This is a genomic window from Myxococcus qinghaiensis (genome assembly GCF_024198215.1).
Classification (GTDB): Bacteria; Myxococcota; Myxococcia; order Myxococcales; family Myxococcaceae; genus Myxococcus; species Myxococcus qinghaiensis.
Genome location: NZ_JAKCFA010000003.1, coordinates 293,205 through 308,085 on the forward strand (window position 1 = coordinate 293,205; position 14,881 = coordinate 308,085).

Here is a 14,881-nt window from a genome sequence, read left to right on the forward strand (position 1 = left end):
CGTCGGGGGGCGACATGCTCCCCATGCTCGCCCTGCTGCTGTTGGCCTCCGCGCCTCACAAGCCCCGCGTCGTCGAGGAGCCACCACCCCCGCCACCTCCGCCCTCCCCTGAGTGCATCTCCTCCCGGGGGCGCACGGTGTGCGGCTTTCAATGCAAGACGAGCGCGTCCGACCTCGACTGCGCCCAGACGCCCTACGGGACGTGCGAGGTCACCAACGGAGGCGTCTATTGTTGGGACCCGCCACGGGTGGTCATCCACCACCCGCCCCGCACCCCGGTGAGTCCCGAGTGCAAGTCCGTCCGAGGCAAGGTGGCCTGCGGCTTCAACTGCCGCCTGTCCAACGGAGAGGTGGCCTGCAACAACACCCCCTACGGCGTCTGCACCACCCACTTCGGGAAGCTCGTCTGCTGGGATCCGCCGGAGAGCGTCATCCACGAGTACGCCGAGGCGACGCCCAGGCCCTGGTGTGTCAATGCGTCGGAAGACATCGCCTGCGGCTTCGACTGCAAGGCCACCCGCACGGAGGCGCGCTGCGCCAGCACGCCTCGGGGCGTGTGCAAGCTGGTCGACCAGCAATTCACCTGCTTCGACCCGCCCTCGCTGTTGCACTGCGTCCACGGAGGGCCGCCCGAGCCCGCTCGGGCGCGCGCGCGCTGAAAGTCCCTCACTCCACGACGAAGTCGGCCTCCAGGTACACCGTACCCGTGGCGTCCGTGGACTCCAGGGGGAGCAGGTGCGCGCACGCTGCCCCGGAAGCGGTACGTCTTGAAGTGGGGCGTCTCGCTGACGAGCTCCACCTGGGTGAGGGTAAGGGTGCAGCTGCCCTCCAGCACCTCCCCCGTGACTTCATCCCAGTCATAGGGACTCCAGTCCTTCGAGCCCTCCCGGACCAGACCGCTGCAGCGGACCTGCTCCGAGCGGCCCGTGTATGTGCCCACCGACGGAAGTCCATGCGCCTCCAGGCCGAGGACCACGAAAACCGGCGACCCTTCCGGAGTGGACATGGAGAAGGTGAAGTCGCCGTGTCGGAAGTGATGGGTGAGCGAGGGCACCCCACACAGAGCGCTCCCCGTCACCGCGCCCGTGACGCGAGAGACACAAGGGTCCTTGGGTTCGTCGCCATCGTCCCCACCACATCCCTGCCCCAGGAGCGAAGCCCCCAAGGCCACCAGCAGCCCCAGCCGTCTCTTCATGTGTGGGCTCCTCCTGAAGGTCGAAGGTTGGGAAGCCTGGCATCCGTGCATCACGCGGCTGAGCAGCCCGTGTCGCGCCGTTGTGGCACCATGTCGCTGCGCGGGCTCACGCAACTGTCAACCCGCGCGAGCCCCTTCAGCATCTGCGCATGAGCACCCCGCATCCGTCCTGGCCAAGAGTCCTCGTGAGCCTCGCGAGCATGGCGCTATGCCTGCTGCTCGGCTGCACCCGCGCCCCCGCGCCGCCCCAGGGGCACGAGGTCTACGTGTGGCAGCGGGACTGGAGCCCGGAGCTCGGCCACGCGCTCACCCGACTGCCCTCGGAGCTGGGCGCCCTGCGCGTCCTGGCCCGGGAGCGCTCTGGCGTCACCCGAGCCCCCGTGAATGTCGCCGTCGATGTGCCCGCCCTCGCGAAGACGGGGCGCGAGGTGGTCGTCGTGCTTCGCGTGGATGGAACGGCGCCACTGGACGGCGTGTCGCTCCAGGAGGTCGCCACCCTCGCCCGTGACTGGAAAGCGCTCGGCGTGCGGGTTCGAGGCGTGGAGGTAGACCACGACTGCGCCACGGCCTCCCTTCCCGCCTACGCGGACTGGCTCGCTCGCGAGCGAAGCGGGCTCGGAGACCTGGAGCTGTCCATCACCGCGCTGCCCACGTGGGCCACCTCGCCCGTGCTGGAGCGGCTGACCTCCATCCCCGACGACCTCGTGGTCCAGGTGCACGCGGTGCGCGCCCCCACGCTCTTCACTCCCGAGGAGGCTCGCGGCTTCATCGACGCATGGGCGAAGGCCACGCCCCATCCCTTCCGAATCGCGCTGCCCACGTACCGCGCGCGGCTGAAGGACGGCACGCTCCTCACCTCCGAGCCCCATGAGGTCTCCCGTCTCCTCGCATCCCTGCGGGCGCAGCCGGTGAAGGGCGTGAAGGGCTTCGTCTGGTTCCGGCTCGGACACGCGGGCGACGCGGAGTCGTGGAGCCTGTCCACGCTGACCACGGTGGTGCGCGGCGAGCCGCTGACACCACGACTGGCGCCCCGGCTGGTGGACGCGGGGGGCGGTACGCTCGACATCGTCCTCGAGAACACCGGCCACGTGGACACCCAGGCGCCCGCGCGCCTCACCCTTTCTGGAAATCTGGAGGTCCTCGACGGCGTGGGCGGCTACGCCCCGCATGGGACTTCTCTCGTGGCGCGCACGCCCCCCCGCCTGCGCGCTGGCGAGCGACGTGTCATCGGCTTCGTGCGGGGAACCGAGGTGTCACTTGTGGCTCCGTAGTCTGCTGGCCTCCCTGCTCGTCCTCATGTTGCTGACACCCGTGCGCGACGCCGACGCGTGCGGTCCGGACTTTCCCCACCGACTCCTCGTCGACCGCGCCGGCACGCTGGGAGAGCTGCCGGATGGCGCCTTCTCCCTCGAAGCCACGAGGCTGGTCCCCAAGCCCGTGGAGTCGTTCCGGGTGCTGGAGGACCAGGACGAGCCCGTCGACGCGCGCACGGGCGGAGGGGCGCGGGAGACAAGCCTGTACGAAGCGGGGGCTCGCGCCTTCTCCAGCGGAGACGCGGTGGCCGCCCGCGCCAGATTCCTGGAGGTGCTCGCGCTGCCGGCCTCCGAGCGTCGCCACTACTCCACCTTCGCCGCGTTCATGCTGGGGCGAAACGCGGGCGTGGGCTTCGAGCAGGACGCGAAGCAGGGCTTCGAGCTCACGCGGCAGCTCGCGCGCGAGGGCTTCGACGACCCGCTGGGGCTCGCCGTCGCCAGCTTCGGAGAGCAGGCACGCGGGCTGCTGCGCGCGGGAGACGACGCGGGCGCCATCCGGCTGTACGCGGAGCAGGCGGCGCATGGCAGTGGCGACGCGGTGACGTCGTTGCTGCTGGTCGCCCGGGCCGTCTCTCGCGATGCCGCCCGACTCCAGGCCGCGCTGAAGGACCCGGTGGCGCAGCGGCTCATGGCCGCCTTCGTCTGGACGCGCGGACAAGAGGCGTACTGGGCCGAGGATGTGTCGGAAGGCGGAGTCACCGCCGTGCTGGAGGCGCTCGCGTCGATGCAGGACCTCGCGGGGGCGGACCGACTTGCGGCGGGAGCGTGGCGCGCGGGCCGCTTCGACCTGGCCGAGCGCTTCGCGGAGCGGGAGCAGACCCCGCTGGCGGCGTGGGTGATGAGCAAGCTGGCGCTGCGTCGGGGAGACCCCGCCTCGGCGGAGCTCCACCTCGCCGAGGCCGCGCGTGGGACTCCTGACTCGGAGGACTGGATGGGCGAGGGAATGGTGCCGCGCCGTCCCCGCTGCCGCGTGGAAGGTGAGCGCGGGGTGCTCGCGCTCGCGCGAGGTGACTTCCCCCAGGCCGCCGAGCGGATGCTGGCGAGCTGCTCCTGGCCTGACCTCGCCTACGTCGCGGAGCGGGTGCTGTCCGTGGACGAACTCCAGCGCTTCGTCGCAGCCCACCCGCCCTCGGGAGACGAGCGCTGCAAGCCCGAGATAGGGCAGCTCTGGTACGACGAAGATGTCGGCGAGGGGGCGGACCTTTCGCTGCGGCTGCGCCTGCTGCTCGCGCGGCGCCTCTTGCGTACCGGACGCCACACCGAAGCGCTGGAGCACTTCCGGGGCACGCCCTGGGAAGGGCACGCGCGCAAGTACACGGAGGCGCTCCAGCAGAGCGCCCAGGCCCAGGACACGGTGACACAAGCGGAGGCGCTGTACGCAGCGGCGCTGCTCGCGCGCCGACTCGGCCTGGAGTTGTTGGGGACGGAGGTGGCTCCGGACTGGGGCTGGGTGGACGGCAACTACGACCTGAGCGACTACGACAGCCAGGAGGAGTCCTCGCCCCCGGCGGAGCCGTTCCGGGAGTTCATGAGCCGCCTGCCCCTCCTCGGCGCACAGGAACAAAAGCGCGCGGAGTCCCATGCTCCACCACACCCGTGGCGCTTCCACTACCGCTCCACGGCGGCGGACCTCGCCCAGCGCGGCGCCTCGCTCCTGCCCCCGCGCAGTCAGGCGTACGCGATGATGCTCTGCCACGCGGCACGGTTCGCCTCGCGCACGGAGCCGGACCGGCGCCAGCGGCTGTGGCAGACGTACTTGAAGACGGGCGCGCGCATCGACGAGCCCTGGTGGTCCTTCGGAGAGTCTTGCCCCGAGCCGGACTTCGAGAGGGTCCGCGCCCCAGCAGGAGCAGAGCAACCTGGGCAAGCGCCGCCGCCTGATGCTGCTGGGAGGCGCGCTGTTCATCCCCCTGATGCTGGGCGCGGCCTTCTACATGCGACACCGGCGCAAGGTGGCGGAGTCCTGAAGAGGCGCGGGGCTCAAGCCTCAGCGCCGCCGGAGGATGGCGCGCGCCGGGGCTCCGTCTCCTCCCGCGATTCGCAGCGGCAGACAGACGAGGTCGTACGTGCCCGCTTCCACCGCGGACAGGTCGAGCCCCTCGATGATGCAGACGTCCGCCCCCAGCAGGGCCTGGTGGGTGGGCACGCCCTCCTCCGGACTGCCGATGGAGAGGTAGTCGATGCCCACCGTGCGCACCTTCCGCTCCGCCAGGTAGCGCGCGCCCTCCACGGACAGGTACACGAAGTCCGGCAGGAACGCCTTCGAGGCCCAGCCTCGCGAGGAGTTGGCCGTCTTGAAGAGGATGCGCTCTCCGGGCTGAATCGCGTGTCCCTTCAGCTCCTCCACGCGGATGGCGCGCGCGTCGCGAATCTCCAGCACGCGCGCCACGCCGAGCAGGCTGTCGAAGGCCAGCGCATCCACGCCCGCGGCGCCCTGGACGAAGTGCACGGGCGCGTCGACGTGGGTCCCCGTGTGCGCGCCCAGGGACAGGTTGGAGACGGTGGCGTCGTCACCGCGCTCCAGCTCCTGCACCCGGGTGATGCGCACCTCGGGGTTGTCCGGCCAGTGCACCATCCCGTCGCGCAGCGGCACGGAGATGTCCACCCACGCGGGGGCCCCGTTCGTCTCGGCAGCGGTCTCCATGACGCTCCAAGGTGGGCACGATGCGTCCCACTGGCGCCCAGGAGCGGGCAGGCGCACGGGGCGTCTCGCTCGCCGAGGGACCAGGAGAGTCACCGCCTCCCTCTCCCACCCCCACCTTTCCTCCCGGAACCGCGTCGGTTAGGTTGCGCCGCCTTTCATTCCCAGGGCTGAAGGAGTTTTGACGATGCCGAGGACTTCCCAGGAGCAGACCCAGGAGCGCCATTCGTTCCTGCTCACCCTCTTCCGCCAGCAACCGGACATCAGCAGCAAGGATGCGCTGGAGTCCTTCAAGGCGAAGTTCGGGTCGACCATCAACCTGAAGACCTTCAACCAGCTCCGCGCGGAGGCCGAGGAGGAAGTGGCCGCCACTCCCGCCGCCGAGGAGCCCGAGGTCGAAGTGGAGAGCGCGCCGGAGACCACGGTGGAGGACGCCGCCACGCAGCTCAAGGCCGCGGCCACCGCGACGACGGAGTCGCTCAACGGCGCCCAGCCCGCGAAGAAGCCGAAGGCCAAGGGCACCGGCTCCAAGAACGTCTTCGTGGACGCGCCCAAGGAGCACCTGTCCTTCCTGGAGAGCATCGTGCAGCAGCTCCAGGAGGCCGGTGCCGCCAACGTGCGCATCGACCACTCCACGGACCGCTGGATGGTCCTCGTCGTCGACCCGAAGTAGTCAGTCATCATCCGCCGGACTCCACCGCCTCGAGTGGAGTCCGGCCCCGCGCCCGCGCTCAGCGGCGCAGCAGGACCAGCGCGCGCTGGAAGTCCTCGGGCAGCTCCGCCTGGACTCGCACGGGCTGACCCGTCAGGAGACTCGGCAGCTCCAGGCGGAAGGCATGGAGCGCCTGGCGTCCCAGGGCCTTCGCCGCGGGGTGCTCGCGCGCCGCCTCCGTCCCGTAGAGTGAATCCCCCAGCACCGGGAAGCCCGCCTCGGAGAGCTGCACGCGAATCTGGTGCGTGCGCCCCGTGTCCAGGTCCACCTCCAGCAGCGCCGCCCCGTCCAGTCGCTCGCGCACCTGGAACGACAGCGCCGCCCGGCGCGCGGACGGCACCTTCGTGGTGAAGCGGCGCGAATCGTTCGGATGGCGCGCGTAGGGACCCTCCAGCCGGCCCTGCTCGGGAGGGTTGCCCAGGACGAGCGTCCAGTAGCGCTTGTCCACCTGCTTCTCCTGGAAGGCCCGCAGGAGCGCCGCGGCGGCGGTGTCGGTGCGAGCGAAGGCCAGACAGCCGCTCGTCTCCCGGTCCAACCGGTGCACCACGCCCGGCAGCGCCTGGCCCTCCACGTCGAACGGAGGGCACTGGGCGGCGAGCAGGTCGACGACGGAGGCCGCGCGGCCCTCCGGCTCCACGACGAGTCCCGGCGGCTTGTCCACGATGACCAGCGCCGCGTCGTCATGAAGCACCGTCAGCACGGGCCCCTCCACGACGGGACGCGGCGAGGCGCGCGGCTCCGGCCGCTCGATTTCGAGCTCCTCTCCGCCCCACAGCTTCCGCGTGGGCTGACACTTCTTGCCCCGGATGCGCACCCCGCCCGCTTCGATGAGTGCCCGGGCGCGCTCCAGCGAGAAGCCGGGAACGTGCTTGGAGACGAACTTGTCCAGCCGCTCTCCGGCGACCTCGTGGGGAACTGGGACTTTCTGCTGCGCCATGTCCGCACCCGTCCCTCATGCGGCGCACGGAGTCAATGTGCGCATGACGCGTGTCCCGGGGCCACGAAACACCGGACGCCCAGGCCCCTCCGCTCGGAGACACAATCCTTCACATGGGACACAGACAGCACGATGTCACAGGCCGGGTCGAGCCTGACCGGCAGGCAATGCCATATGTCAAACGTTGACTTTTCAACACGGAGCGTATGACAGTGCTTATCCGGGCTCAGGTCGAGTCCCTTCAGAGGGGGAGTCATGAATTTTACTCACGGTCGTCGTACGCGACGTCTCGCCATTCTTGCTACATGCCTGTCTTTGCTGCCGGGGTGCCCCTGGGTTGTCAAACCGCAGCCCAAGCCCAAGACGGTCGAAGAGCAGCACGACGCCGTCGTCGAGCACTTCAACCAGCGCACGCCCCATGAGGACTTCGTCCACCTGAACCTGGCGGACCAGGACCACTACGAATACGCCAGGCACCGGCTCCAGGAGGCCGTCGCAGGGGCCCGGGGCGATGGGCAGCAGGCGCCCGCCAAGGACTTCGCGCGCGCGCTGAGGACGCTGGAGGTCGCCCGCGCGGAGGCCGTGAGCGGAGATCCGCAGCCCAAGCCCACCGAGTGGAACTGCGACCACTTCCTCCACGTGACGGACTCGCGCACGGTGGACGGTGGCAAGGGCGCGCAGGCCAACAAGGGCGTGCAGCAGCAGCCGCCCCAGGAAGCGCCTCCCGCGCTCATCATCAGCCCCTATGCCACGTGCGCGGGCGGGTCGACCCACGTCTTCACGGATGTCACCGTGTATGAGAGCGACCTGGCCGGCAAGAAGCTGACGGTGCTGGCCAAGAGCGCGAACGAGGAGCACAACGACGGCAAGACGTTCGACGACACCACGGTGACGGTGCGTCCGTCGATGGAGCCCAACCGCAAGGTCATCGTCGAGTCGATGATGGTGGCCCACAACGACAAGACGGGCGAGGAGCACGTCTCCTTCTCCAGCCTGGAGACGTCGTTGGTGGCCGCGCCCGCGAGCTTCACCCTGGACCACCCGCGCTATGCGAGCCCGGGGCCTCGGAGCGACATCAACCTGACCACCTGCCAGCTGCGCGGCGGGGCGGACTGCGACTACGCGATGGTGTCCAACGCCAGCGGCACCCTGGCGCCCTTCCCGACCCAGTCCACGGGCCTGGCGCTGCGCAAGACGGGCGCGCCCTGGACGGGCGACCCGGCGGCCTACTTCCCCTTCCAGCCGGGCACCACCTTCGACAACACCAACATCTACATCCCCACGCAGGGCACCTTCGACGCGGGGGCGACGGCGACCGCGGACTGCGTCATCCAGGCGATGCAGAAGTCCCCGATGACGACGCGGCTGCGCCTCATCAAGACGGACACGGGCGGCACGTGCACCACGCTGGCGGACCTCTCTGACGCCTTCCCCGTGGGCGCGCGCACCACGACGATTCAGCGCCTGGTCAACGTCTCGCAGAACACCACCGCCTCCGGCGGCACGGGCTGCACCATGGAGCGCATCGTCAACGAGCCCGTGGTGCTGTCGATGACGCTCTACGCGCAGGCGATTTGCGGCACCGGCGCGGCGATTCCGCGGACCACGACCTTCACCAGCACGGCGCTGCCGACCAACCCCTTCAACCTCAACGTCCTCAACAGCTGCATGGCGGAAGGCACGCGCATCACCATGGCGGACGGGAAGCAGGCGCCCATCGAGACGCTGCGCGTGGGCGACAAGGTCCGGGCGAACGCGGCGGGCCGGGTGCTGACGGTGCAGGACTTCATCTTCGGCCGCGAGCCCAAGCCGCTGGTCCGGCTGCGCGACGACCAGGGCCATGACGTGCGGCTGACGGAGAAGCACCCGGTGCTGCTGTCCTCGGGGCTGGTGGTTGCCGCGGAGAAGGTCCAGGTGAAGGACACGGTGCGCACGCAGACGGGCACGGCGACCATCACCTCCACCGAGCGCGTGCCGTACGACGGCAAGGTCTACAACCTCAAGCTGGGCACGGCCGAGGAGCTGGAGTCGCTGAGCCCCAACGAGCGCACCATGTTCGCGGACGGGCTGCTCGTGGGCGACGACACCATGCAGCGCGAGCTGGACTCGCCGCGCCGGGCCTCGGCCACGCCGTGAGGTGAAGCAGGGGCCTCCGCTGGAGCCGTGGCCAGCGGAGGTCTTCACCTTGGAGGGCTCCGGTCGCGAGCCCTCCTTCGCGCACCATGTCGGGTCCGTCGTGTAGGGTGTGACTCCATGAGTTCCATCCCACTCGCCGGCCCCTATCGCTACACGCGCAAGGGGATGGGAGTGTTCCATCTCTCCCTGAGCCGGCCGTGGACGTGGGCGCTCACGCACCACGGCATGTGGAGCGTCTTCGTCCACGACGTGGAGCCCGCGCGTCCCGGATTCCCCGAGCGACGCCACCCGCTCCACCCACCCGAGGCCGTGCTCGGCTGCTGGCTCGCCCTCTACGCCACCCGCGAGTACGACGAGGAGGCCGTGGAGTGGCTGCGTCGGGCCCACGGCCTGGAATCCCCCACCCGCGACGTGCTGCCCTCTGGCGCGTATGTCGCCATGGCTCGGCTCGCGGAGGTGTCCACCGTGGGCAACGACTCGCGGGCCTTCGGGCGTGACGCCTGGTGGTGGCCCCCGGGTGCCTCCTGTCGCGGCACCGTGGCGTGGTGGCTGGAGGAGGTGCAGGTCTTCGAGCCGCTCGTGGCGGCCCCGGCCCAGCGTCTCGCGCCCATGGACCCGGAGCTGTTGCCTGAGCTGCGCGAGCGCGTGCGGCTGGCCCGGGATGGCATCTGGCGTCCCGAGGTGTACGCGACGCCCGCCCCACCGCCGCCTCCTCCAGCGCCGCGAGAGCCCGAGCCGCCCGTGGTCGCGACACCCGTCCCCGCCGCGCCCGTGCGTCGTGAGCTGCCCGCTGACGACAGCCCCGTCGCGCCCATGGGCGACGTCGAGCAGCTCGGCCTGTTCGGGGGCGGCACCTGAGGCAAGGGTTCGCGCAGGGAATCCCGCCGTGGGCGCGTGTCGCGGGCCGTCGTTTTGAGGGGGCCCGCATCCCTGCTTCCTCTACAATCCGCGTAAACCCACCTCCCCTGGAGATGACCTGATGTTCAGCGCTTTCTCGCGCCCCCTGCGGTGCTTCGTCGCGGCCTCCGCGCTCCTGTCCCTCGCCGCGTGCGGTGACGACACGGAAGACCCTGCCCCCGTACCGCTCTCGTGCGACGCACAGACCTATGCGGAGGCCGTCCGCCTTGCGGCGGAGCCCACGAGCGCGGACGTCTCCACGCAGCTGTGGGCCATCAGCCCGTCCAACTCGAACCTTGTCTGGAATGAGGACAAGACGGCCGTGCGCATGGCCATCTGGACCACCTTTCAAGGCTACACGCTGGGCCAGAACACGCTCTCGCGCGAGGTCTGGGTCACCCCCGCTCCGCAACTCCAGACGTTCTGCAAGACGGTGTCCTCGGAGAAGCTGGTCTCACGCGTCAATCAGTATCTGGGATTGCCCCCGGCGACCACGGGCGACGACGCGCGCTACATCGTCGAGCTGTGGGTGAAGCCCGGAGACATGTTCCGGCCCTGCCCGGACTCGGAGATCGACGACGGCTCGTGCGGTCTTCAGTTCCCCGCCACGGCGACCACCGAGCACAAGAACTGGATCAACGCCTACTACGCCTCCAGCTACGGGTTCTGGCAGAACACGCACTACCCCTGGACGGGGCTGGGCTACACGTATGACTGGTGCAATGCCGACACGCGCGTCGGGGCCAGCGAGTACGTGGTTCGCGCCACGTCCATCGTCGAGGTGACGGGCAAGTTCGAGCGCGCCGTCTACTGCGCTCAGTAGTCCGCGCCCGCCTGCTGACTTCGGGAATGCGCGAGGGCGGGTCCACTCCACGGAGAGACGTTCCGGGAGTGGTGAGCCTCGCGCAAGCCTGTCACCAGGATTGTGACGTCACCCTCGCCGTCGCCAGGATGGCCGCCGCGGTGCTCTTCCCCGTGGCCGCCGCGCCCTCCATGTAGCCCTGGGCCTCGTAGAACGAGCTGGTGTGCTCGCCCGCGAAGTAGAGATTGCCCACGGGCGTCCCCTCCGTGCCCGCGAGCGAGGTGAACTGCCCCGGCCGATACGCCGTGTAGCTGCCCAGCGCATTCGGGTTGCTCGGCCAGTGCGCCAGGTGCGCGACGATGCGCCGGTCCACGCCCCGCTTCACCGCGCCCGCCGTCCCTGGCACCACCCGGTTCATCGCCGCCACGAAGCGCTCGGCCTCACCGGCCACGTTGCTCGGGTCCATGCCCGCACCGCGAGGCCCGCTGGCGAAGTCCGTCAACACCGCCTCGCTCGCCGTCGCCCGCGTCGGGTTCGTCTCCCACGTGGCCTGATGATTCATCAGGTCCGAGTAGCTCGCGCCGCTGCACCCGCTCGCCCACCACACGGGCCCGCGATATCCCACCATCATCTTCGCGTTGGTGCCGTACCCCAGCTCGCGGATGACGCGCGTCTTCCACGCCGGCAAGCCGAGTGACGCCTCCAGCTCCACCCGTCGCAGGACGGTGAACGGCACCGCGAGCACCACCGCGTCATACGTGGCCGTGTACGACGTGCTTCCTCGCCGCAGGGTGAGCGCCAGCGCGCCCGCGGGTGTCTTCCGGACCGACTCCAGCCGCTCGCCCTGTCGAACCTGCCCTGGCAGCCGCGCCGCCAGCTCACGAGGAACCTGCTGATTGCCACCGAGCAGGCGATAGCGCTCATCACTCTCGCCATACGGCTCGAAGCGTCGACACTGCTCGGTGCGAATCAGGAAGAGCAGGTTGAGACAGCTCAGCTCGTCCGCCGCCCGGCCATACTCGGCCTCATACGTGGCGATGATGGCGGCCTTCACCAGGGGCCCCGCGTTCCGGGCCTCCAGGTACGTCACCAGGTCCATCAGGTCGAACCGGCGGTCCAGCTCCGTGTGCTCGGCCGCCGTGGGCGCTTCGGAGAGCCGGCTCAAGTCCTGGGCGATGGCCGCGATGAGCGGACAGTATTCCTCCAGGATGTCCGCCTCGGAGCGAAGCTGTCCGCCGAAGAAGTAGAACACCTCCCCCGTCACCCGCAGGAGGTCTTCCTTCTCCAGGTGGAACTCGCGCGCACAGCCCAGCATCGTCGAGTGTCCCGAGTCGATGAACTCCCCGCCCCGCTCCACCACCTGCCCGGGGAAGATGACCGGTCCACCGAAGGCCCCGCCCATGGAGAACACCCGGCCGCCGACGCGCTCCCGGGCCTCATGCACCGTGGCCCGCACACCGGCACGCCGGAGCTCATAGGCACACGCCAGTCCCGCCAGCCCCGCCCCGACGATGCCCACGCGCAGCGAGGTCGGCGGATGTGCCTCCTGTGCCCGCGCCGCTCCCACCGCCCACCCCACGCCCAGCGCCGCGCCGCCCTTCAACACGGAGCGACGGTCCATCCGAACTTCCCGTCGGGCTTCGAGCGGAGGTGCGCCCACGGAGGCGGCGGCGAGCGCCCGTCGGGTGGTTTGTCGGAACAGGTCGAAGAGTGGGGTGCGGGCCATGCGGTGCTCCAGAAGACGAGGTGAACTGCCACCTCCTCACCTTCCGAAAACACCCTCCGCGTGCAGCGCAGGAAACCACGCTGCCTGTCATTGAACAGGCCCACTGTGAAGCAGTGCGCCCCTACCCGGCCCTGGCGCCCGTGGACCGTCTGTCACGCGCGCGACGGGTCCTCGTGTTGGGGTGCGGCCGTCCGCCATGGAGGCGATGCTTGGGCTTGCGGCGGATGAAGCCGCTTGCATCTCCGCGCCGATAACAGGTGAGGAGCCGCTCCTCGTCACTGACCAGGACAATCCAACCCCGGGCCTGCCGCGCCAGCGACGAGCCCTGAAGCTGCATGGGCAGGTCGCGCTCCAGCACGGTGACGTGCGTCACGCCCGCGGCGCGGGTGCGGATTCCGAAGTCGAGGATGAGCTCCAGGACTTCGTGTCGAAGCACCCCAAGGGCGCTGCGCTCCAGGAACGTGAAGGTGGCGGGAGACGAGCGGGAACGAGACTGACGGCACCGGGCCATGGCGGCTTCCTCCTGTTGCCTTCCTCCCTTTTCACGTGCCGTTCCAAGCCACCGCGCACGACATTCCAAGGGGTTGCGGGGCCGTCCGACATCCTTCGCGAGACAATTCGTCAACGCCTCGCCAGGCGTGTGACAGCGCGACGCAAGCGACGACTCAGGGACGGGGCTGAAGCGCCGGCCGGGAGTCCGCTGAAAGGCCGCGCCGCCAGGACTCCCACCGCGCCTGGAGGCGGGGATACGCCACACTGAAGGCGATGAACCACACGACACCGGCGACCAGGTCCACCGCGTAGTGGTAGCGCAGCACCAACGTGGAGAGGATGAGCGCCGCCGCCACGGGGAGCAGTGCCCGGAAGCGACAGGGATGAGCGCGCGTGTCATGCCTCAGCAACACCAGGGTGATGTACACGTGCAGGCTCGGGAAGAGGTCGTAGGTGGACGAGCCGCTCGCGACGACAGCCGCGTTCAGCCTCGTCAGCCAACCGCCCTCCAGGGGCACGGTGAACAGCTCGGGATACGCCGCTACGGGGCCGATGGCGGGCACCAGGTAGTAGCCCGCGATGCCTGGCACGTAGGCCGAGAAGACGTGGCTGAAGAAGCGCTCCGCTCGCTCCCGAGGCCCCACCAGCGCCCACGCCATCGCGAGGTGCAGGTACACGTGGAACGAGAGGTAGCTCGCGCTGAACGCGTCATGCACCCAGGGCGCGCTCCACCGCTGGAACCAGACGGACGGCGTGCCGCCACCGAAGACCCGCGCGTCCAGGCTGAACAGCCACGCGTCCCGCGTCTCCAGCCCCAGCGCGGGGATGGTCGTCTTCACCGACGCATAGAAGAAGAACGTCGCGACATAGGCCAGCAGCAGCCGCACCCTGAAGACGTGCGCATGGGCGTCCAGTCGCGCGAGCACCGCCACCACGAAGAGGAACAGGGCCGTGGCGCCCGACACCTGGAGGAAGCTCGCGGACCGTGCTCCCGCCACGAGCAGCAGCGCGCACGACAACAGCACTCCGAAGGTCGCCAGCAGCGCTTCGTGGAGGAAGGGGCGCTCAGACATCCGCGGAGGGGACTCGCCGGGCCTCTCGCATCAGGGCGCCACTGAGCACGCCCCGCACGAAGAAGAAATAGGACGGGATGAAGGGCGCGCCTTGCGCGAGCAACTCGGGGCGCAGCGACTGGTGCAGCGTCGGCAGGTTGTACCAGGGCACGCGCGGGTACAGGTGGTGCTCCAGGTGGTAGTTCTCATTGCACATGAAGAACCGCGTCACCGGATTGGAGAGGATGGTCCGCGAGCCACGCACCGGATGATTGCCCTCCGTGAGGAACGTGTGCTGGCTCATCCCCCGGATGTTGACCAGGGTGTTGATGATGACCATGGGAATGACCCAGGCATGCAGCAGCACCGGCCACGGCACGAGGACGCCCGCGAACACCATGCCCGCGAGGACCATGGCCACCTCGAAAGCAATCCACCGCTTCTCGGGCGCCGTCCCGTGCTTCCAGCCCAGGATGGGAATCAGGGTGATGTACGCGGGATACCCGAGCAGCAACCGGCCCACGTGCATCGCCAGCTCCAGCCAGCGTCGCCCCGTGTAGTTGGCGTAGTGGTCCGGATCCAACCCGCCGCCCAAGTCCCTGTGATGGCGCAGGTGCAGCACCTTGTAGGCCGCGAAGTTCTGCAGCACGGGCCACGCGCACACCATCCCGCCCAGCCGGTTCAGCCACGGCCGCGAGGAGAGCCCACCGTGCACCGCCTCGTGGGTGAAGAGGCTGATGCCATGGAGCGAGGCCGCCGCGACGACATAGAGCAGCCCGCGCGCGAGCCACACCTGGGGAGTCGCCAGGGCCTCCAGCGCGAGCACCGTGGCGCCCCACGCCGCCACGCCGTAGAGCGCGAGGAACACGCCGAGTCGAGGCAGATGGCGGGCGTCGACCTGCTCCAGCTCGTGCAACCGCTGGGGAGTGAGGGACGATGAGAGCGTCGGCATGGGCTGTTCCTGTGGGTGACATCATG

At 69.7% G+C, this 14,881-nt stretch carries 13 protein-coding genes; 6 read left to right on the forward strand and 7 right to left on the reverse strand.

Annotation, left to right across the window (positions count from 1 at the left end):
- The first annotated feature begins 14 nt into the window (after window positions 1-14).
- Together LZ199_RS06260 and LZ199_RS06265 are read left to right on the forward strand one after the other, a co-directional pair.
- The gene (locus LZ199_RS06260; RefSeq protein ID WP_253992725.1) at window positions 15-659 is read left to right on the forward strand and encodes a hypothetical protein; all 645 of its coding nucleotides are present in this window, start codon (window positions 15-17) and stop codon (window positions 657-659) included.
- Window positions 660-1,380: 721 nt separating this feature from the next.
- The gene (locus LZ199_RS06265; RefSeq protein WP_253992726.1) at window positions 1,381-2,466 is read left to right on the forward strand and encodes a DUF3142 domain-containing protein; all 1,086 of its coding nucleotides are present in this window, start codon (window positions 1,381-1,383) and stop codon (window positions 2,464-2,466) included.
- Here the strand turns inward: LZ199_RS06265 and LZ199_RS06270 are convergent.
- On the reverse strand, window positions 2,420-3,811 hold the full coding sequence (locus LZ199_RS06270) for a hypothetical protein (RefSeq protein WP_253992727.1): 1,392 nt from the start codon (window positions 3,809-3,811) through the stop codon (window positions 2,420-2,422). The two genes, LZ199_RS06265 and LZ199_RS06270, sit on opposite strands and share 47 nt — an antisense overlap.
- A gap of 684 nt (window positions 3,812-4,495) precedes the next feature.
- Complete coding sequence (locus LZ199_RS06275; protein ID WP_323389268.1) at window positions 4,496-5,152, reverse strand: cyclase family protein; 657 nt, start codon at window positions 5,150-5,152, stop codon at window positions 4,496-4,498.
- A 184-nt stretch (window positions 5,153-5,336) separates the two neighbouring features.
- On the opposite strand from LZ199_RS06275, the gene LZ199_RS06280 reads away from it, so the two are divergent.
- Window positions 5,337-5,822, forward strand: coding sequence for a hypothetical protein (locus LZ199_RS06280; RefSeq protein WP_253992728.1), 486 nt, complete (start codon window positions 5,337-5,339; stop codon window positions 5,820-5,822).
- A gap of 58 nt (window positions 5,823-5,880) precedes the next feature.
- On the opposite strand, the gene LZ199_RS06285 is transcribed toward LZ199_RS06280, so the two are convergent.
- Window positions 5,881-6,798 carry an RluA family pseudouridine synthase gene (locus tag LZ199_RS06285; protein WP_253992729.1) on the reverse strand — a complete coding sequence of 306 codons (918 nt, stop codon included), beginning with the start codon at window positions 6,796-6,798 and terminating at the stop codon, window positions 5,881-5,883.
- Between the two features lie 255 nt (window positions 6,799-7,053).
- Between LZ199_RS06285 and LZ199_RS06290 the strand changes: the two genes are divergently transcribed.
- The 3 genes from LZ199_RS06290 (at window position 7,054) to LZ199_RS06300 (ending at window position 10,654) form a co-directional block, all read left to right on the forward strand.
- Window positions 7,054-8,934 carry a Hint domain-containing protein gene (locus LZ199_RS06290; protein ID WP_253992730.1) on the forward strand — a complete coding sequence of 627 codons (1,881 nt, stop codon included), beginning with the start codon at window positions 7,054-7,056 and terminating at the stop codon, window positions 8,932-8,934.
- 117 nt (window positions 8,935-9,051) lie between these two features.
- Window positions 9,052-9,792, forward strand: a complete 741-nt coding sequence (locus tag LZ199_RS06295; protein WP_253992731.1) for a hypothetical protein — start codon at window positions 9,052-9,054, stop codon at window positions 9,790-9,792.
- Window positions 9,793-9,913: 121 nt separating this feature from the next.
- Window positions 9,914-10,654, forward strand: a complete 741-nt coding sequence (locus tag LZ199_RS06300; RefSeq protein WP_253992732.1) for a hypothetical protein — start codon at window positions 9,914-9,916, stop codon at window positions 10,652-10,654.
- 91 nt (window positions 10,655-10,745) lie between these two features.
- On the opposite strand, the gene LZ199_RS06305 is transcribed toward LZ199_RS06300, so the two are convergent.
- The 4 genes from LZ199_RS06305 to LZ199_RS06320 form a co-directional block, all read right to left on the reverse strand.
- Window positions 10,746-12,359: a flavin monoamine oxidase family protein gene (locus LZ199_RS06305; RefSeq protein WP_323389271.1), complete on the reverse strand. Its 1,614-nt coding sequence runs from the start codon at window positions 12,357-12,359 to the stop codon at window positions 10,746-10,748.
- 121 nt (window positions 12,360-12,480) lie between these two features.
- Entirely contained in the window at window positions 12,481-12,870 is a 390-nt protein-coding gene (locus tag LZ199_RS06310) for a hypothetical protein (RefSeq protein WP_253992733.1), read from the reverse strand.
- A gap of 154 nt (window positions 12,871-13,024) precedes the next feature.
- A complete protein-coding gene (locus LZ199_RS06315; RefSeq protein WP_253992734.1) occupies window positions 13,025-13,924 on the reverse strand; it encodes a phosphatase PAP2 family protein in 900 nt (299 codons plus the stop codon).
- A complete protein-coding gene (locus tag LZ199_RS06320) occupies window positions 13,917-14,855 on the reverse strand; it encodes a fatty acid desaturase family protein (protein WP_253992735.1) in 939 nt (312 codons plus the stop codon). The genes LZ199_RS06315 and LZ199_RS06320 overlap by 8 nt, the downstream gene beginning before the upstream one ends.
- Window positions 14,856-14,881: the final 26 nt, after the last annotated feature.